The following is a 17,638-nucleotide window of genomic DNA, read 5'->3' as shown; positions in this document are numbered from 1 at the left end:
CCTCCCACCTGATTGTCTTGCCGGTTGGCTTTGTCAGTTGGTCTTGGTTTCGCCGGGCCGGTAGAGGATGTCCGCTGCCTTCAGCTTACCCTTTGGCAGGCGGCCGTCGCGCTCGAGCACGCTGACCCAGAAGTCGATGTCGCGATCCGTCGCCTTGGCCCCTTGGCGCAGCCCGAAGCCGGTCCAGTAGCGCGCCAGCTCGCCGTTTTCGCCGCGCTTGTCGAGGATGTTTGCCAGCACCTTGCGCGCTTCGTCGGGGTTCTGCAGCGACCAGTCAGAGGCGCGCGCCGATTGCTCGACGAAATTGCGGGCGGCATCGGGATGCGCGGCGATGAAGTCGCGCCTGAGCACGACGAAGCCGCCGGCCAGCTCGCCCAGCACGTCGGTGTCGTTGAACACGCCACGCACACCGCCATTGTCGACGAGGGCGCCGGCAAACGTCGCCTGCCAGTAGCCCAGCGCCGCGATGTCGACCTGGCGGGAGCGCAAGGTCTGCTCGAGCTGCGGTCCGGGCACGACGACGAGATTGGCGGCGTCCGGCGACAGGCCGACGCTGTGCAGCGCCTCGCGCACGGTGTAGTCGAGATGGGCGCCGAGCGTGTTGACGGCGATGGTCTTGCCGGCAATGTCGGCGATCGATTTGATCGGGCTGTCGTCGAGCACGTAGAAGACGCTGCGCACCTTGCTGTTGATGCCGTTGCTCGGATAGACGGCGACGAAGTCGTTGCCGCCGGAGATCGAATTGATCACGGCTGCGGTTGCAGCCGAGCCGATATCGACGCTGCCGGAGGCCAGCGCAAACAATGATTCCGGGCCGCCGCCGGAATAGCCGACATTCTCGACCTCGATACCGAGGCCTTTGAAATAGCCGAGCTCGCCGGCCAACTCATGCGGAGAGATGCTGCCACGGCTGGCGAGGGAGCGGAACTTCACTGGTGCCGCTTCGGCAAAGGCGAAGCGCGGCAGGCCGGCGGTGAGAAGGCCGGCGGCGAAGGGCGCGCCGGCAAGCAGGGAACGGCGGGTGATTTTCATGGTCCGGGTCTTTCCTGATTTGAGTTCTGGCCTGGTTGAGATTGGTAAGGGCGGGTGGTCAGTCGACGGCATTGCTCCAGCGGCAGAGCCGGCGCTGCAGGCTGACCAGCGCCTGGTTGGCGATCAGGCCGAGACCGGCGAGGATGACGATTGCCGCAAACATCAGCGGGATCTGGAAGTTGTACTGCGCGTTCATCACCTGAAAGCCGATGCCCTTGTTGGCGCCGATCATTTCGGAGGCGATCAACAGCAGTAGCGCCGTGGTGGCGCTGAGCCTCAGTCCGACGAAGATCGAGGGCACAGCGCCGGGCAGCACGACGCGGCGGAAGACGGTGAGCTGCCTGGCGCCATAGACGCGGGCCATCTCCAGCAGTTTCGGATCGACCTGCTTGACGCCGCCGATGGTGTTGAGCAGCAGCGGGAACAGCGTCGCCCAGAAGATGACGAACACCTTGGAGGCTTCGCCGAGCCCAAGCAGCAGGATGAACACCGGATAGAGCGCCAGCGCCGAGGTCTGGCGGAAGACCTGCAGGATGGGATCGAGAGCGGTCTCGACGGCGCGCACCTGGCCCATGAACAGGCCAAGCGGGATGGCGACCAGCACGGCGGCCGCGAAAGCGAGACCGGCGCGCTGCAGGCTGATGGCGATGTCGCCGAGCAGAGTGCCGCCGGCCAGCCCCTTCCAAAGTGCTGCGACAATCATGTCGATCGGCGGCAGCACGGCCGCGTTGACCCAGCCGGCGCTGCTCGACACTTGCCAGATTGCGAGGAAAGCGATGAGGACGCCGTAGCGTGACAGGAAGCGGATGCCCGCCCGGCCACCGAGGCGCAGGAAGTCGGTGCCGAGGCTCGTCGTGCTGTCACGCGTGCCGAGGCTGGCGGCCTGTTCGATGTGCTGCAAGGTCATCGTCTTGCCTCTCGCTTCGAGGGTAGTGGGCTTCTCGGGATTATTCGGCGGCCAGCACCGCCGAGCGGGCGGCGGTCCAGGGGTTTTCCGGCCGCCTGAGGCCGAGGTTCTCGCGCAGGGTCCTGCCTTCATAGGCGGTGCGGAACAGGCCTCGGCGCTGCAGTTCGGGGATCACCAGCTCGACGAAGTCGTCGAGCCCGCCGGGCAGCCAGGGCGGCAGGATGTTGAAGCCGTCGGCGGCTTCGTCGCCGAACCATTCCTCCAGCCGATCGGCGACCTGCGTGGCGCTGCCGATGACGGTATAATGGCCGCGGGCCGTTGCCACCCATTGGTAGAGCTGTCGGATGGTGAAGTTGTGCTCGTCGGCAATCTGGCGGATCAGCGCTTGGCGGCTCTTCATGCCTTCGGTCTCCTTGCTCGGCGGCAGCGGTCCATCGAGCGGATAGCCGGTGATGTCGAGCGTCTGGCCGGCCAGCCCGTTGAGCAGGGCGACGCCGTCTTCGGGCAGGATGAGATCGTTCAGCTGCTGGTACTTGGCGCGCGCTTCTTCTTCGGTGCGGCCGACGAAGGGTGCCACGCCCGGCATGATCAGCACCTGCTCGCGATCGCGGCCGACGGCCGTCACGCGCGCCTTGATATCGCGATAGAATTCCTGCGCCGACGCCAGGTTCTGATGGGCGGTGAAGATGACTTCCGCCGAGTGGGCGGCGAGCTTGCGACCGTCTTCCGATTGCCCCGCCTGCACCACGACCGGATGCCCCTGCACCGGGCGCGGCACGTTGAGCGGCCCTTTCACGCTGAAATGCGCGCCCTTGTGGTCGATGTCGTGGAGCTTGTCCTTGTCGTAGAAGCGCCCCGATTTCTTGTCGCGGATGAAGGCATCGTCCTCCCAGCTGTCCCACAGCGCCTTGACCGTCTCGACGTGCTCATGCGCGCGGGCATAGCGCTCGGCGTGGGCAGGCTGCGTCTCGCGATTGAAGTTGCGCGCGGTTTCGTCGCCGGCCGAGGTGACGACGTTCCAGCCGGCGCGGCCATTCGACAGATGATCGAGCGAGGCGAATTTGCGGGCGAGCGTGTAGGGCTCCTCGTAGGTGGTCGAGGCGGTAGCGATGAAGCCGAGATGCGTGGTGAGCGGCGCCAGCGCTGCAAACAGCGTCACTGGCTCGAAGCCGGCGATCTTGGCATTGCCGCCTTCGCGGGCGCCGAGCCCGACCGTCAGATTGTCGGCGAGGAAATAGGCATCGAACAGGCCGCGCTCGGCGGTCAGGGCGAGCTGCTTGTGGAACTCGAAATTGGTGGCGCCGTCGGCCGGCGCCTCGGGGTGGCGCCAGGCGGCGATATGTTGTCCGCCGCCGGGCAGGAAAGCGCCCAGTTTGATTTGCCTGGATTTGGTGGATCTGGTCATCGCGGCGTGCTCCTGGACGGATCGGAAAGGGGATCTCGGGTCAGTGGTGCGTTCAGGCGGCAAGGCCGACGCCGTAGGGCACTCCGGTTACACGGCATGCCTCGGCGACCGCCTGCCGGGCGCGGGCGTGGATCGGTTCCGACACCAGAACACCATTGGCAAAGTCCTTGTCGGAGGCGTAGATCGCGGTCGGTACGGTCAGCGCCTCGAAGAAGCCGAACAGCGGCCGCAACTGGTGCTCGACGATCAGCGAATGGCGCTCGCCGCCGCCGGTCGCGGCGAGAATGACGGGCTTGCCCCTCAGCGATGACGGATCGAGCAGGTCGAAGAAGTGCTTGAAAAGCCCGGTATAGCTGCCTTTGAAAGTCGGCGAGCCGGCCACCAGGATGTCGGCGCCCAGCAGCCGTTCGACGATGTTGCGCGCCGCCGGGTCGAGGTCGCCGAGGCGCCTTGCCTGCGGCAGAGACGCGCCGAGATCCTCGATGTCGAAGACGGCCGAGGCCGCGCCGATGCTTTCGGCGGCCTGCCCGACAATGTGGCTGACGAACGCCTTGGTCTTCGATGGCCGGGTCAAATTGCCCGACAGCCCCACTACGAGCTTTTTCGACATTCCTGGCTCCCTCTCAAGCGCTCTATTTTAAGATCTTGGTTCTAGCGATCTATTTTAAGTCTAGAGAGTTTGTAGAATTAAAAGAGCGAGAAAATTTCAAAAGCAGCGCGGTGAGCGAACTGAGTTTGCGGAACACCGCCCGTTATTGGTTCATTCAACGCGGCGTACCGCGCCGGCGCAGTGCATCGACCAGCGATGCAAAGGCCTGCCAGCACCTTGTCCCTCGGGCTACGGTGAGTCAGGCCAATTTGATTCAAATCCGGCTGTGGATATTTGCTTTTAGCTAAATCGAGGCGGTCATCTTGCCGGCGGGCGGGCAACAGGGAGATGCCTATGACAAGCGACTTTGCCGCCGCACACCTGCACCTTGAACGAGCCTGCCACTATTTGAGCGGCGAGGACGAGACGAGCCGCACGGCTCGTGCGGCTCTGGATCTCCTGATCGATGCAATTGTCGCAGCGCAATACAAGCGGCCGGTGGGAGATGTTGTGGAGTTTCCAAGGCCGGCAAAGCTGGGGCAATCCGCAAGCGGGAACGGGTAATCCAACTAGCGGCGTCCCTTGTCCTGCCGGATTTACATGAACCAGGTGGCCACCAGGCCGATCGTCGCCGAGAAGATAGCGGCGGTCGTTGCCCAACCGAGTATGTTGGTGCTGCGGCTGTTCACCTGCTCCCCCATGATCCTGCGGCTGTTCGTCATCAGCATGATGAGCAGCAGCAAGGGCGGCGTCGAGAAACCCTGAACGATGCCGGACCAGACCAGCGCCTTCATCGGATTGAAGCCGAGGAAGTTGAGGCCGGCGGCGATCGCCGTAAAAAATCCGATGGCGAGATAAAATTTGGGCGCCTCTTGAGCCCGGGCGTGCAGGCTGTTTTTCCAGCCGATGGCTTGTGCCACATCATAGGCAGCGCCGGTGGTCATGATAGGAACCGCTAGGAAACCGACGCCGATCACGCCTGCGGCGAACAGAACGCTTGCGGCCTGGCCGGCGAGTGGGCGCAGCGCCTCCGCGGCTTGCGCGGCCGTGTCGATATCGTGGTGGCCCGCCTTGTAGAGCGTAGCACCCGTCGACAGGATGATGAAATACATGATGAGATTTGAAAACATCATGCCGATGAGGATGTCCCGGCGCGAGCGGCGGAGTTCGCCGGCGGTGGCGCCCTTCCTTTGCCTGAGCGTCGTTCGCCCTTGGGCAATCTCCTCCTCGACCTCCTCATTGGACTGCCACGTGTAGAGATAGGCGGACAGCGTCGTGCCGATGATAGCGACCAGGATCGACAGGAACTCGCGATTGAATTCGATCCTCGGAAGCAGCGTCCCGCGCAGCACCGCCGCGGCGTCCGGCTTGGCCAGAATGGCGGCACCGACATAGGCGAGCAGCGCCAGCGCCAGCCAGCGAAAGATGTTGCGGATCAAAGTGTAGGAGCCGAAAACCTGGAGGGCGAAGATGAGGGCGGCGACGAACAGCACGATCAGCGGAATGGGAAGCGGCACGAATATGTTGATCGCCGCCGCCATTCCACCAAGATCGGCCGCTGCCTCGATGGTGTTGCCGACGAGCACACCCAACAGCACCGACCAGAGCAGCCACCGCGGGTAGAAGTCCTTGATGACGTGGAACAATCCGCGCCCCGACACCTGGCCGAGCTTCGACGACAGATAGACGACCGCGTACATCATCGGCAACGTCACCGGAGCCGTCCAGAGCAGGTCGGGTCCGAAACGGGCGCCGGCACTGGCATAGGTGCCTATCGCGGAACAATCGTCGTCGGCCGCCCCTGTTATCAGGCCGAGGCCGAGCGCTCGTCCTATGCCGCCTTTGCCCTCCTTCGGTGGGATGGAATGATCGGAACCGGCCTGCCTCATTGCGACCGGACCGGGTTGCGAACGAAAGACGCGGCCTGCCATGCAATAATGGTAAGGATCGGTCGCGGCGCTGGTCTCATTTTGCTTCCTTCCACAACTTGCCCAAACCCGGCGTGCCATGACTTGTTCCGCGACGACCGGACAGGGGTTTTGTCTCAGGCAAAAAAGTTCGGGTTGACCGCTTCCGAACGCGAAGCGACTATCCGTTCGAGGCGAAGATCGCAGGAGGAAATGCAATGGACGAGCCCGGTCAGTGGCGCCACATGTCGAGCGCGCCAAGGGACGGCAGCAGAATCCTTGTCACGGTTCGGCCGTCCGAACAGGGTCCGGCCGAGGTCGACATGGCTTACTGGGCCCGCGCCGATCAGTTCGGCAGCGAAGGCTGGCGCGCCTCCGACTCGTCTCCAGGACGCATCGTCGAATATGCCGAACCCGAACTGAAATGCTGGATGCCGCTGCCGTCGGCCAATCTCAGCAAGGGATCGATGCCGAGCCCCTGGGAGGGCGAAGATGTGCCGCTGGTGGATGGCTCCGGGATATGAGCTAGCGGGAAGGTAGTTTTGATCGCTGGCTGGACAGCGCCTCCCTCTGTCCTGCCGGACATCTCCCCCACAAGGGGGGAGATAGGCAGCTTCACTGTCGGCCCTCAGAACAGGAATGCAGCTGTAGCGGGGTTCGGGCCGGTGCGGCCGTCGGGCGAATCCATGCCCCGGATAAGCTCGAGGTCCTTCGCTTCCAGCTCGAAATCGAAGACATCGAAATTGGCGGCGATGCGGTCCTGGTGGATCGACTTTGGAATGACGATCAGCCCTTCCTGAAGGTGCCACCTGACGATCGTCTGCGCCACCGACTTGCCGTGTTTCCTGGCGATGCTTTCAAGCGTCGGATCGCTCAACAGCCGGCCGCTGCCCAGCGGGCTCCAGCTCTCGATGCGGATGTTGTGCCTGTCGTGGAATTCACGTTTGTCACGCTGCTGGAAGCGGGGGTGGAGCTCGATCTGGTTGACGGTCGGCGTGACGCCGGTCTCGCCGATGATCCCTTCGAGGTGGTCCTGGTTGAAGTTCGAAACGCCGATCGACTTGATTCGGCCTGATTGCCTGAGTTCGATCAGCGTCTTCCAGGCCTCGACATATCTGTCCTGGCTGGGCACCGGCCAATGGATCAGGAACAGGTCGATCTGTTCGATGCCGAGCTTGCTCATCGTTTCGTCGAAGGCGCGCAAGGCGGCGTCGCGCTGATGCGCGCCGTTGCGCAGTTTCGAGGTGATGAACAACTCGCTTCTCGGGACGCCGGCCGAGCGGATCGCCTGCCCGACACCTTCCTCGTTCTGATAGCCTTCGGCGGTGTCGATCAGCCTGTAGCCGGCCTCGATTCCCCAGCGCACCACCTTGGCGGTGATGGCTGGATCGACCTGCCACACGCCGAGGCCGATTTGCGGAATGGCGGAGCCGTCGTTCAATCTGATTTGTTCAGGTCTATTCAGGGTAATCTGTTCAGGCATGTTCAGGTCCTTCTGCATCGTTCCGCCCGGCGCAGGCTCTATCTAGTCTGAATGGCCGCCAAAGCCAGTCGATATCAGGAGAATGTGAGGAGACGGACGTGAAGCGCTGATCCTCCGCTTCGGGCCGACAGCTCTCTGTGACCCACGAGCTCCAGGGAACTCTATGCAGGACGACCCCACTATCGCGGATTCTGTGGTATTCTGTGAGCTATCCGAGGAGGCGACTGCGTTGACCAACAGCTTGGAAGCCGAAGGGGCAAGAGACTGGTCGCCCCTGCTGGTCGCGGCAGAACAAGGCGATGCGGAGGCGGTTCGATCGGAGTTGGCGGCTGGCGCCGACATCAATCAGTCGGACGACGGCGGCTGGTCTGCACTTCACCTTTCAGCCCTCAATGACCGCACAGCTGTGGTGGAGGCGCTGATCGAAGACCCGGAAATCGACGTGAATTCCAGAAACAAGTGGAAGAGCACGCCCTTGAGCCTTGCGTCGGCCAAGGGACATTACGCGTGTATCTCAGTCCTCGTGAGACACCCCCAAATAGAGATCAACGCGCGAGCTGACTACTACGGCAGAACGGCTCTTATCGAGGCGGCGAAGAACGGGCATCTCGAAGTCGTCAAGTTGCTCGTGGAGAATGGCGCGGAAGTAAATCTGACCGACAAGACGGGGAGAAACAACGCGCTCATCGAGGCTATCAAGGGGCGGCACTACGAGATCGCGGAATACCTGCTGGATTCTGGGAAAGTGAGCTTTATCAACAAAGAGATGAGGCTAAACGCCCTGATCTGGGCTGGCAGCTGCCACAACCCTCAGCTTATCGAAAAGCTGGAAGCCGCGATCCACAGTTTCTTCAACGGCAAATAAGGGCCTCGCCCTTACTGTCGCGGGGCGCGTCCGTATCTCCCGTCACGTCGACACGCTCGATGGCGCAAACGGCCCCGCGGCGCTTCACATAAATTATTCAACCAAACGGTTTACTATCTCAAAGCGTGCGTCTATATTCAACTACATGGTTGAATTAGAGACACCCAAGATGGATGCGGTTTTTCACGCCCTTGGCGACGCCACCCGGCGGCACATGCTTCGCGATCTCGCTGATGGCGAGAAAACGGTAAGCCAGCTGGCGGAACCCTTCGCGATGTCGCTCGCGGCGGCCTCCAAGCACATCAAGGCGCTGGAGAACGCAGGGCTTATTCGTCGAGAGGTGAGGGGCCGCACGCATCTGTGCCGACTAGCCCCTGGACCGCTGGCCAGCGCCCATCAGTGGCTCAGCTTCTACGAGCGCTTCTGGACCGGTCGTCTCGATGTTCTCGAACGCCTTCTTCGCGAAGAGGACGCACGCAAAGCCCAGGATGAGTCCAGGAAATCGCCCAACCCGAAAGAAGGAGACGAGCAATGAACCAGATGAGAAGCATCGACGCCTATGGCGCGCTGAGCGAGGCCGCCACGTTCACCATCCAGCGCCTCTTGCCCGGACCCATCGAACGCGTCTGGGCCTATCTCACCGAGAGTGACTTGCGCCGGCAATGGATGGCCGCGGGCCAGATGGAAATGAAGGCCGGCAGCTCGTTCGAATTGGTCTGGCGTAACGACGAGCTGACGGACCCGCCTGGGCAGCGCCCCGCGGGCTTTCCCGAAGAGCATCGGATGGAGGGCCGGATCACCGAACTCGATCCGCCGCGCAAGCTTTCCATCACCTGGGGAAACACCGGCGGCGTCTCCTTCTTGCTGGAGGCGAAGGGTAACGATGTGCTGCTCACCGTCGTTCATCGCCGCCTGCCGGAACGTGCAATCCAGCTCAACATCACGGCCGGCTGGCACATACACCTCGACCTGCTGGCCGCCCGCCTGGCGGGCAAGACGCCGACCTCGTTCTGGGACGGCTGGAGCCGCCTGCGGGAAGAATACGACCGCCGCCTGCCGGCCTGATGTAACTCGCGGCGGCCATCCCTGAGGTCGCCGCCAGCAACACGAAGCAACGCTGAAACGATGAAACGTGCTTGCATCCCGCAAGCCTGATGGAGGAAGTCATGCGCAAATTGATCGCTGGAATGAAAATTTCCGTCGACGGCAAGATGGAGGGGCCCGAGGGTTATGCCGATTGGGTCGACGCGTGGTCGGACGAATACGGCCTGACGCCGCAAATCGACGCTTGCCTGCTTGGCAGCGTCATGTATGCCGGCTACGAGCGCTACTGGAGCGCCATCCAGAACGAGCCCGACAAGCCGCTGCCGATGACCGGCAAGTTACCTAAGCCGGCCGAGCTCGAATGGGCCCGCTTCGCCGCGCAGACGCCGCATTATGTGCTGTCGAACACAATGACTTCGGCGGCCTGGCCAAAGACGCGCTTCGTGCGGAATTTCGAGGATATCGCTGCACTGAAACAGCAGCCCGGCAAGGACATCTACCTTATGGGCGGCGCCCGAATTACCGCGAGCCTTATCGATGCCGGGCTGGTCGATGAGCTCAGGCTGATCGTCTATCCGCTGCTCGCCGGTGAAGGAAAGGCGCTGTTTGGGACGGCGAGAAATCGTCGTGGGCTCGAACTGCGCAAGGTCGAACAGCTTTCGGACGGCCGCGTCGGGCTGGTCTACGGGATCGGCTAAAGCGCGTCGCGTTCGATCGGCCTCATGCGACGCGCTTTTTGCGCGGCATGCATTAGCGCCAAGGTCAGGCAACGACGCCGCGGCAGGCCCAGGCGACATTGGCAAAGGACCTCGGGCCGTCGGGCCGGCCGGCCTCATAGGCGTCGCGCATGGCGGCGTCGGTGCGCGCCCGCTCTTCCGGGTCGAGCGTGGCCACATACTTACCGAGCGGCCCTTCGCCGGCGGCAATCGGCGCCCAGTAATCATCGAAATTTTGGTAGTCCATGCGGATCATCAACTGGGTTTCCGTAACGTCGCGGAGACCCTGTTCGACAAAGGTCCGTTTCATTTCACCCGGCTGCATCATCGGCTGCGTGCAATAGCGGGCACGCAGCTGGCGTCCGCCTTCACTGAGCACCGCCACCGTGTCGATCATCATGCGCATCCCCGGCATGCCGCCGAGATGGTCCCATACCGTCGCCGCGACGACGCCGCCCGGCCGCACGACGCGGCGCATCTCGGCGACTGCCTTGCCGGCTTCCGGCACGAAATGGAGCACGAGCAGGGCTAGGGCACGGTCGAACGCGCCATCCTCAAAGGGCAGGGCGCAGGCATCCGCCTGACGGATTTTTATCCGCGGATCGGTGTTGCGCCGGATTGCCTCCTCGACGAAAACGGCCGAAAAGTCGATCGCCGCGACCTCACCGAGGTCAGCGGCCTTGACGAGCGCGAAGGTCAGACTGCCGGTGCCGCATCCGACGTCGAGGATCTTTTCGCCGTCCTTGAGGCCCGCGAAGCCGATGAACAGCGGCGCGAGCTTTTGGCTCCAGCGGCCCATGAGCTGCTCATAGCCGGCAGCATGGTGAACGTTGAAACTTGAAGTCATCGAAGCCTCCTCCCAAAGCCGTATGCTAGACTTCGGCAGCCGCTGACGAAAGCCACTTTTGGCGCGTGTTGGTTCGGCAGCCCGGAGCGCGCGAAGACATCGCCGGCCGGATTTGATGGCGCCGGCCAGCCAGCCTCCGTGGCCTCGACCACCTATTCGGCGGGCAACCCGCGGCGCTTCCATTCGCTGCGCGGCACCGGATCTCCGACACGGAAGGCGAAGGAAATGACTTTCGTCGCGTCCGGATCGACCTCGCAACGATAGCTCAAATCGTACCACTGCCCGTTGGCACGGAAGGCGGTCCTGGGAACTTGCATGATAGTGCCTTCCTTCAGCCTGAATGAACGCAAGAGGTCGGGAAAATAGGGGGGCGAGGCGCGGCGCAACTGTTCGCGCAATTCCGTGAGGCAGAGCTGACCGATCCGCACGGGGCGGGGTATATTACCCATTGCGCTTGTCGCTATCGGATCACCGGTTGCTGCTTCCGAGAACAACGTCTTGGCTTGCTGAAGCTTCAAGGGTTTTTGCTCCTTGGCGACGTTCGCTGGCTTGGGCTTAGGCGGCGCGGATACGCCAGGCGGCGGAGCCGAGACTTTGCCGCCGACCGCGGTCACGTCCGGCGCCTGTGCAAGGTCCTGTTTATTGGGATCTTGCGGCGCTGGCGGTTGTTCCGAACCATCCTCCGCACTGTTGCCGTCCAGAGACTTGCGAGGACCGGCGTCCTTCTCACCGAATTCGAAGACAGCTCTCTGCGCGGCGACCTCACGGCTCGTCGGCGTCTCGACCTTGGCTTCCGGCTGCTTTTCCGGCTTGGGCGGTTCAGCGGGGGACGGAGGTTTGGTTTTTTCCGGCGGTTTAGGGGGCGGCACAATATCCACTGCGATGGGCTGCTCCTTCTGCGGCTGCGGGGGCGACAGCGGCAGTGCGGACAAAAGAAGCGCGGCGGCGAGCAAATGCACGACCGCGGAGGCAGGCAAGGCCCACCCGAATACCCGGCGCTGATCCCTTATGTCGTCTCTCATTGTGACCGGTGTGTGGAATGAAATATTGGCGGCATCAAGCATCGATGCCGCCGGACGTCGAAATAACCCGTTGCGAATCGAAAGTCGGCGGCTGCAATACGGCGCGCCATCCAATCGTGTGGCGTCGGCGTCCGTGCAGGGGACCGGGCCAGCAGCGCATGCAGCAAGTCGTCATTTCAGGCGGCTAGCAGGCACGCCCTGCCGGCACGGTGTCGCCGGTTGAAATCACAGGGAAACCGATAGCCCGCCGTCAACCGCCAGCACGTGCCCGTTGACGTAAGCGGCAGCGTCGGAGGCGAGAAACACCACGGCTCCGCCGAGCTCCTCAGGCTGGGCCCAGCGGCCCGCGGGGGTTCGTGCCTCGACCCATTTGGTGAAGGCCTCGTCGCGCATAAGTGCGGTGTTGAGCTCGGTGGCGAAATAGCCGGGGGCGATCGCGTTGACGGTGATGCCGTGACGGCCCAGCTCAGCGGCAGTGGAGCGTGTCAGCCCGTGCAGGCCCGCCTTTGCCGCCACATAGGCGTGAATGGTGGGACGGCCAAGGATCGCTGCGACCGATCCGGTGTTTATTATGCGCCCGAACTTGTTTGGCAGCATCAGGCGCACCGCGTCGCGCATCATGCGGAAGCAAGCCGACAGATTGACGGCAACCACATGGTTGAAATCCTCGTCCTGCCATTCGACCAGCGGTTTCCGATGCTGGATGCCGGCGTTGTTGACCAGAATATCGAGGCGGCCGTGGCGTTCGACGATTCCTTCGAGCGACGCCCTTGAGATCGCCGCGTCGGTGACATCGAACGGCAGGGCTTCTGCACCGATCCTTTCGGCGGCCGCGGAAAGGGCGGCCATGTCGCGCGCATTGACGATCACCGTCGCGCCGTTTTCCGCAAGTGCCTTGGCCATGGCAAAACCAAGACCACGCGAGGCACCCGTGACCAATGCGACACGGCCCTTGAGCGAGAACAATTCCGGCATTGAGATCCCCTATGAAAAGGGCGGGAGTTTCCTCCCGCCCAAAAGCACTATTTGGCGACGCAAGTGTCGGCTGTCTCCGGAGTGCAGACATCGAGGCCCGTGTAGGTCGGGTCGGCCGGCGGAGCCTTGCCCTCCTTCATTTCCTTCAGCGCCATCATCGTCTTGTAGCCCATCTCGAACGGCCGCTGGCCGACCTGGCCAAGGGAGAAACCTTCCTTCATCTGGTCGATCTGTACCGGAAGCGTGTCGGCAACGACAAGGGCCAGGGCTTTCGAGGCGATCTTGTCCTTGTACGGTGCGACCGCGGCGCGGTTGGCATCGGGAATGAACTGCGGGAAGCCACCGGTTGGGACGAATGCGTCGAGGTTCGGGTTTTTCGCCATGATATCCTCGAACTGTTGCACCGAAAGCGGGAAATCATCGTTGGTGTAGAGCGGACAGCCTTCGATTTCGGTCCAGCCGTTCTGGCCCGTCAGCCGATCCCCGGGCGAGGCCGCCGATTTGGTGCCCGAAAGTGTATCGCGAATGCCCTGCATGCGCTCGTTGTGGTTGGCCGCCGCGGCGCCGCCGGACTGGATGCAGATCGTGCCGCCTTTGGGCTTGATCTGCATGACAAGCTTGGCGAGGTTCTCGCCGATCTCATAATTGTGCGTGCCGATATAGGCGACGCGCAGATCCTTGTTTTCGGGCAGGAGGTCGGAATCCCAGGTGAGGACCGGGATGCCGGCTTCCTTGGCGGCCTGCAGCGCAACCGCCATCGCCGCGGCGTTCGATGGCGACACGGCGATGCCGTCCACCTTCTTGGCCACGAGATCCTGTACGATCTGTACCTGCTCGTCGCCGCCGCCATGCTCGCCGGGGCCAATATACATGCACTCCACGGCGCCATTGGATTCGGCTTCGGCCTTCTTGCAGCCGTCGCGTGCCTGGTCGAAGAAAGGATTGTTCATGTTCTTCGGCACCAGGGCGAAGGTGTATTTCGCCTGGGCGCCGGAAACGGCGAGCACCATTGCGCCAAGCGCCACGGCGGCCGTCAGCAGATGTTTTTTCATGTGACGTTCTCCTCCTGGGTGTGATCCCGCAAGCCTCCCGCCGGCGGGTTTCTAGCGGCGTTTTTTGGGCATCAAGACTGCCAGCGACGCGGCGAGAATCGATTTGCCGCCGGTTTGCATGCCCAAAAGAACCGCAAGAACGATGAAGGCGCCGACGAAGGCACCCTGCCAGTTTGAATCGATGCCGGCCATCAGCAGCGCATTCCTGATCACCTCGAGGAAGGCCGAACCGATGATCGCACCGAAGGCCGTGCCGGCGCCGCCCATGAGGCTGGCGCCGCCAATGACTGTCGCGGCGATAACGCGCAGCTCGTAGCCTTGGCCCATGGCATTGATGGCCGAGCCGTTATAGCCGAGGAGCAGGAGCGAGGCGAGCGCGGCGGTGAAAGCCGAGAAGACATAGGCCTGGAATTTAATCCAGTTGACCGGAACGCCGGTGAGCCGTGCCGCCTCCTCATTGCCGCCGATGGCGAAGAGATGCCGGGCCCAGGCTGTGAAGTTGAATACGAAGCCGACAATCAGGGCCAAGATCACCATGGTCCAGAATTGTGACGACAGTTCTGGTATCCAATGCGGTGCCCAGTCGTTCGGACCATGCCGCGGCCATTTCCACTGACCGATTGCCTTCACGATCGGAGCATCGGGCCCGAACTGGTAGAGCATCTGGTTGGCCGAGAATACGACCGCCAGCGAGCGCGCGACGGACAGCATACCGAGGGTGACCACAAAGGACGGCATCCCGACATAGGCGACAAAGAATCCGTTGACCGCGCCACAGGCCAGACCGGAGAAAAGGCCCATGGCGAAGGCGACGTACCAGGGATAATGCCAGGTGAGGAACAGGCCGGCGACGATGACCACGAGACCCATGACGGAGCCGACCGACAGATCGATACCGCCGGTGATGATGACGATCGTCATGCCGAGGGCCATGATGCCGAAAGGTGCGAAATTGCGCGTCACATTGGCGACGTTTTCAGAGGTGCCGAAGCTCGGCTCCATCGCAGTCATCAACATGACGAGCGCGATGAGCGCGATCGTCACCCAGAAGGGCTGACTTGAAATCACACGTTGGAGAACTGTTTTTTCCTTGGTCGGGACGAAATCCGACATGGCCGGCCGGCCATGTTCTTCGACTGAGCCCTGAACGCCAACTGACTCCTGAACACTATTCGCCACGGATGGCCCCCGTTATCAGTCCAGTGATTTCCTCGGGCGATGTTTTGTCAGCTGGCTTGTCGGCAACTTTCGAGCCCCGCCTGAGGACGATAATGCGATCTGCCACGGCGAACACGTCAGGCATTCGGTGACTGATCAGCATGACGCCGACTCCTTGTGCTTTGAGGCGTCGGATCAGTTCGAGTACTTCCGCCACCTGGCGCACGGAGATGGCGGCCGTTGGTTCGTCCATCAGCACCAGCTTAGCATTTGAAAGCCGGGTCCGCGCGATGGCGACCGCCTGGCGCTGCCCACCCGACATCTTCCTGACGAGGTCGCGCGGCCGGGTTTCCGATTTGAGTTCCTTGAACAGCGCTGCCGAGCGATCGATCATCGCCTGCTTGTCAAGAATCCTGATCGGCCAGAAGCCTTTCTTGATCTCGCGCCCCAGAAAGACGTTCTGCGCGGCCGTCAGATTATCGGCGAGCGCCAGGTCCTGATAAACAACTTCGATCCCCTTGGCGCGGGCCTGCACGGGCTGGTGGAAGTGGCACACCTCGCCCTCGACTACAATTTCGCCGTCGCTCGGAGGAAAATTCCCGGCCACAGCCTTGACTATCGTCGACTTGCCGGCCCCGTTATCCCCCATCAGACCAACGACTTCGCCTCGCTCCACCTGGAAGCTGACGTCAGTCAGGGCCTGGATAGCCCCGAAATTCTTGGAGACGTGGCGAACCTCAAGCACCGGCATCGCGGTCCTCCCGGGACAACATTTATCGGTCTTGTCCCTGGTCAATGCACAGCAGCTAATCAGCGAAACGTATTCAACACAATCATTTATTAGGTCAGGCCTCCCGGCCGTAACGCGCCTCGTCCGAGTGTGACTTGTAGCTGCTGCAGAGCACCGAGGCGCTCGGCCGATCCTTACAACAGTCACCAGGCGATCCTCAGGCTTGCGCCGCTTCATATCCGTTTCGGGTGAAATGAGTGGGCATTTTGCGAGCGGTGCCAACGCCTCGGGTATGGAGCGCGGCAGAACATGTCATTCAAACACACGAGGACAGTGGCCAAGCCTGTCCCTAGCGTGCGTCGGCCAGAGCGCACGTCAGGAGATGAACCCGCATTCGGGGGAGGCGAGGGTCAAGTGTTGAAAGTCCGCTCCTTAACGGCGCTGCACGAGAGGGATATTCGGTCATGAATTTCAAAGGTTTGATCAAGCGTGCCGAGACTGTGGAGAGAGCGTTCAAGGAGCTCGAAACCGATTTGGCGGATGCGTTTAGCGAATGTCTCAACGTGGACGATCATTCGCCGTTGAACGACGTCACTGTGCCGGATGAGACTGTGTCGGATGAGAATCTCGCGGCAACGGATGACAGCTCGCAGCTCGAGGCCAATGCGGACGCCTTCGAGACCGCACGACGGCTGTCCCCCCATACGCAAACCCGGCTGGCTGCCTTAAGTGCGGTCGATGGGCTCTTTCACGACGCGCAGGAGTATCTGGGGGAGATCAATGCGAAACTGTCGGAGATCGCGACCTCGCATCATCTGACGGGCGAATTCCTGAAACTGCTCCACGGCGACATTCTTCGCGCCAACGAATTGGAGCTGGCAAATACCGGCCTGACCGCGCAGCAAAGAGTGCTGTCCGAACAGCTCCACGAAGCGACCAGAAAGCAGCGCGAGCGCGACAGCGCTATCGAGGCCCTGCAGCAGCACGAGGCGAGCCTGGTCGAGGACAAGGAAGCACTTCGCGGCGCGCTGGCTGCAGCAAGGCTGGAACTCGTCGTGGCAGGCAATGCGAGCGCAAAACGCGAAGCCGAGTTCGGCGAGCTTGTCAAAACGCTCTCGGCCAGAGCGGTCGAGGCCAACAGACGCTCGCGCGAGAACGAGATGCTGCGGGAGAAGCATGTCAGTCTGTCGATCGATCTCGACAAGGCGCTGAAACGGGAGGCCGAGGCGCGGCACAGGCTGGACGAACTCTCGACTATCCATGCCAATGACGCCGCGCAGGTTTCGGAACTGCTGGCCGCGCTTGGCAAGAGCGAGAAAGAGGAAATGCGGCTGCAGAAATCGCTCGATATGGCGCAGACGAAGCTGTCGGAAATGACGGAAGCGGCCCGCATCAGGGACGGTGACAGGGAAGCCGAACTTGCACGCGGTGTCGCGGAGATGACCGGCTTGCGTTCTGAAATCGAGGACCTTCGATCGCGGCTGGAGGCCGCCTCCAACCAGAACAGCGAAGCCGCCAGCGAGATCGCCAGGCTCAAGGCCCAAGCGAGCGACGCGGTGGCCGAAAAGCAAATTGTCGAGCAAAAATTGTCCGCTCTCACGAAGGAGAGCGAAAACGACAAGATGACCCTTTCCGCGGTCAGCGCGAATTTTTCGCAGCTTTCCCTGCAGCAGGCTTCCGAACAGATACAGTTCGACGTCCAGAGGCAGGAATGCGAGGATCTGCGAGCCGAAGTCGCGTCGCTTCAAGCCCGGGTCAAGGAACTGTTGCCCTACGAGCGGCTCCACAAGGTCACCAACGCCAGACCGCGTGAAGACGGCGTGGTCGAGATCACCGCCGCGGTGGCGGAGAAGGCCCGCGCCAGCAGACGGCGCCTCCGCATGCGTGCCGCATCCTAGCTCAGGCG

General features: G+C 62.3%; 18 protein-coding genes. 6 read left to right on the top strand and 12 right to left on the bottom strand.

Features of this window, described 5'->3' with window-relative positions:
• Positions 1–33: 33 nt before the first annotated feature.
• From NKI29_RS17775 to NKI29_RS17755, 5 genes are all read right to left on the bottom strand, one after another.
• Positions 34–1,032 (bottom strand): ABC transporter substrate-binding protein, encoded by a 999-nt coding sequence (locus tag NKI29_RS17775; protein WP_352569135.1) that lies wholly within the window; start codon positions 1,030–1,032, stop codon positions 34–36.
• A 58-nt stretch (positions 1,033–1,090) separates the two neighbouring features.
• Positions 1,091–1,939 (bottom strand): ABC transporter permease, encoded by an 849-nt coding sequence (locus tag NKI29_RS17770; RefSeq protein ID WP_352569136.1) that lies wholly within the window; start codon positions 1,937–1,939, stop codon positions 1,091–1,093.
• A gap of 40 nt (positions 1,940–1,979) precedes the next feature.
• Positions 1,980–3,344 (bottom strand): LLM class flavin-dependent oxidoreductase, encoded by a 1,365-nt coding sequence (locus tag NKI29_RS17765; protein ID WP_352569137.1) that lies wholly within the window; start codon positions 3,342–3,344, stop codon positions 1,980–1,982.
• Positions 3,345–3,396: 52 nt separating this feature from the next.
• Positions 3,397–3,954 (bottom strand): FMN reductase, encoded by a 558-nt coding sequence (gene msuE, locus NKI29_RS17760; RefSeq protein WP_352569138.1) that lies wholly within the window; start codon positions 3,952–3,954, stop codon positions 3,397–3,399.
• A 575-nt stretch (positions 3,955–4,529) separates the two neighbouring features.
• Complete coding sequence (locus NKI29_RS17755) at positions 4,530–5,822, bottom strand: Nramp family divalent metal transporter (RefSeq protein WP_352706331.1); 1,293 nt, start codon at positions 5,820–5,822, stop codon at positions 4,530–4,532.
• Positions 5,823–6,058: 236 nt separating this feature from the next.
• Here NKI29_RS17755 and NKI29_RS17750 point away from each other — a divergent pair, with 236 nt between their 5' ends.
• Positions 6,059–6,364, top strand: coding sequence for a hypothetical protein (locus NKI29_RS17750; protein WP_023677305.1), 306 nt, complete (start codon positions 6,059–6,061; stop codon positions 6,362–6,364).
• Positions 6,365–6,468: 104 nt separating this feature from the next.
• Here NKI29_RS17750 and NKI29_RS17745 read toward each other — a convergent pair whose 3' ends face one another.
• Positions 6,469–7,323: an aldo/keto reductase gene (locus NKI29_RS17745; RefSeq protein WP_352724557.1), complete on the bottom strand. Its 855-nt coding sequence runs from the start codon at positions 7,321–7,323 to the stop codon at positions 6,469–6,471.
• Between the two features lie 229 nt (positions 7,324–7,552).
• On the opposite strand from NKI29_RS17745, the gene NKI29_RS17740 reads away from it, so the two are divergent.
• The 4 genes from NKI29_RS17740 (at position 7,553) to NKI29_RS17725 (ending at position 9,930) form a co-directional block, all read left to right on the top strand.
• Entirely contained in the window at positions 7,553–8,188 is a 636-nt protein-coding gene (locus NKI29_RS17740) for an ankyrin repeat domain-containing protein (protein WP_352569141.1), read from the top strand.
• A gap of 145 nt (positions 8,189–8,333) precedes the next feature.
• Complete coding sequence (locus NKI29_RS17735) at positions 8,334–8,723, top strand: ArsR/SmtB family transcription factor (protein ID WP_352458214.1); 390 nt, start codon at positions 8,334–8,336, stop codon at positions 8,721–8,723.
• Positions 8,720–9,253, top strand: a complete 534-nt coding sequence (locus NKI29_RS17730; protein WP_352755600.1) for an SRPBCC family protein — start codon at positions 8,720–8,722, stop codon at positions 9,251–9,253. Before NKI29_RS17735 ends, NKI29_RS17730 begins: the two co-directional genes overlap by 4 nt.
• A 101-nt stretch (positions 9,254–9,354) precedes the next feature.
• Entirely contained in the window at positions 9,355–9,930 is a 576-nt protein-coding gene (locus NKI29_RS17725; RefSeq protein WP_352724559.1) for a dihydrofolate reductase family protein, read from the top strand.
• 64 nt (positions 9,931–9,994) lie between these two features.
• On the opposite strand, the gene NKI29_RS17720 is transcribed toward NKI29_RS17725, so the two are convergent.
• The 6 genes from NKI29_RS17720 to NKI29_RS17695 form a co-directional block, all read right to left on the bottom strand.
• Positions 9,995–10,795 (bottom strand): class I SAM-dependent methyltransferase, encoded by an 801-nt coding sequence (locus NKI29_RS17720; protein WP_023677312.1) that lies wholly within the window; start codon positions 10,793–10,795, stop codon positions 9,995–9,997.
• 152 nt (positions 10,796–10,947) lie between these two features.
• Entirely contained in the window at positions 10,948–11,859 is a 912-nt protein-coding gene (locus NKI29_RS17715) for a DUF930 domain-containing protein (protein WP_352587114.1), read from the bottom strand.
• A 183-nt stretch (positions 11,860–12,042) separates the two neighbouring features.
• Positions 12,043–12,792, bottom strand: coding sequence for a glucose 1-dehydrogenase (locus tag NKI29_RS17710; RefSeq protein ID WP_352451446.1), 750 nt, complete (start codon positions 12,790–12,792; stop codon positions 12,043–12,045).
• 47 nt (positions 12,793–12,839) lie between these two features.
• Positions 12,840–13,844 carry a sugar-binding protein gene (locus NKI29_RS17705; protein WP_023677316.1) on the bottom strand — a complete coding sequence of 335 codons (1,005 nt, stop codon included), beginning with the start codon at positions 13,842–13,844 and terminating at the stop codon, positions 12,840–12,842.
• A gap of 51 nt (positions 13,845–13,895) precedes the next feature.
• Positions 13,896–14,957, bottom strand: coding sequence for an ABC transporter permease (locus tag NKI29_RS17700; protein ID WP_023677317.1), 1,062 nt, complete (start codon positions 14,955–14,957; stop codon positions 13,896–13,898).
• Positions 14,958–15,012: 55 nt separating this feature from the next.
• Positions 15,013–15,753 (bottom strand): ATP-binding cassette domain-containing protein, encoded by a 741-nt coding sequence (locus NKI29_RS17695; protein WP_023677318.1) that lies wholly within the window; start codon positions 15,751–15,753, stop codon positions 15,013–15,015.
• A gap of 443 nt (positions 15,754–16,196) precedes the next feature.
• Here NKI29_RS17695 and NKI29_RS17690 point away from each other — a divergent pair, with 443 nt between their 5' ends.
• A complete protein-coding gene (locus tag NKI29_RS17690; RefSeq protein ID WP_352724561.1) occupies positions 16,197–17,630 on the top strand; it encodes a coiled-coil domain-containing protein in 1,434 nt (477 codons plus the stop codon).
• The last annotated feature ends 8 nt before the right edge of the window (positions 17,631–17,638 follow it).

Source organism: Mesorhizobium sp. M0678 (assembly GCF_040320505.1).
Taxonomy (GTDB): Bacteria; Pseudomonadota; Alphaproteobacteria; order Rhizobiales; family Rhizobiaceae; genus Mesorhizobium.
This window is presented reverse-complemented; position numbering and strand designations above follow the sequence as displayed.

Coding starts and splice junctions, on each gene's coding strand:
- NKI29_RS17775 (WP_352569135.1), bottom strand. CDS start 1,032: ATGAAAATCACCCGCCGTTCCCTGCTTGCCGGCGCGCCCTTCGCCGCC.
- NKI29_RS17770 (WP_352569136.1), bottom strand. CDS start 1,939: ATGACCTTGCAGCACATCGAACAGGCCGCCAGCCTCGGCACGCGTGAC.
- NKI29_RS17765 (WP_352569137.1), bottom strand. CDS start 3,344: ATGACCAGATCCACCAAATCCAGGCAAATCAAACTGGGCGCTTTCCTG.
- msuE (WP_352569138.1), bottom strand. CDS start 3,954: ATGTCGAAAAAGCTCGTAGTGGGGCTGTCGGGCAATTTGACCCGGCCA.
- NKI29_RS17755 (WP_352706331.1), bottom strand. CDS start 5,822: ATGAGGCAGGCCGGTTCCGATCATTCCATCCCACCGAAGGAGGGCAAA.
- NKI29_RS17750 (WP_023677305.1), top strand. CDS start 6,059: ATGGACGAGCCCGGTCAGTGGCGCCACATGTCGAGCGCGCCAAGGGAC.
- NKI29_RS17745 (WP_352724557.1), bottom strand. CDS start 7,323: ATGCCTGAACAGATTACCCTGAATAGACCTGAACAAATCAGATTGAAC.
- NKI29_RS17735 (WP_352458214.1), top strand. CDS start 8,334: ATGGTTGAATTAGAGACACCCAAGATGGATGCGGTTTTTCACGCCCTT.
- NKI29_RS17730 (WP_352755600.1), top strand. CDS start 8,720: ATGAACCAGATGAGAAGCATCGACGCCTATGGCGCGCTGAGCGAGGCC.
- NKI29_RS17725 (WP_352724559.1), top strand. CDS start 9,355: ATGCGCAAATTGATCGCTGGAATGAAAATTTCCGTCGACGGCAAGATG.
- NKI29_RS17720 (WP_023677312.1), bottom strand. CDS start 10,795: ATGACTTCAAGTTTCAACGTTCACCATGCTGCCGGCTATGAGCAGCTC.
- NKI29_RS17715 (WP_352587114.1), bottom strand. CDS start 11,859: ATGCTTGATGCCGCCAATATTTCATTCCACACACCGGTCACAATGAGA.
- NKI29_RS17710 (WP_352451446.1), bottom strand. CDS start 12,792: ATGCCGGAATTGTTCTCGCTCAAGGGCCGTGTCGCATTGGTCACGGGT.
- NKI29_RS17705 (WP_023677316.1), bottom strand. CDS start 13,844: ATGAAAAAACATCTGCTGACGGCCGCCGTGGCGCTTGGCGCAATGGTG.
- NKI29_RS17700 (WP_023677317.1), bottom strand. CDS start 14,957: ATGTCGGATTTCGTCCCGACCAAGGAAAAAACAGTTCTCCAACGTGTG.
- NKI29_RS17695 (WP_023677318.1), bottom strand. CDS start 15,753: ATGCCGGTGCTTGAGGTTCGCCACGTCTCCAAGAATTTCGGGGCTATC.
- NKI29_RS17690 (WP_352724561.1), top strand. CDS start 16,197: ATGAATTTCAAAGGTTTGATCAAGCGTGCCGAGACTGTGGAGAGAGCG.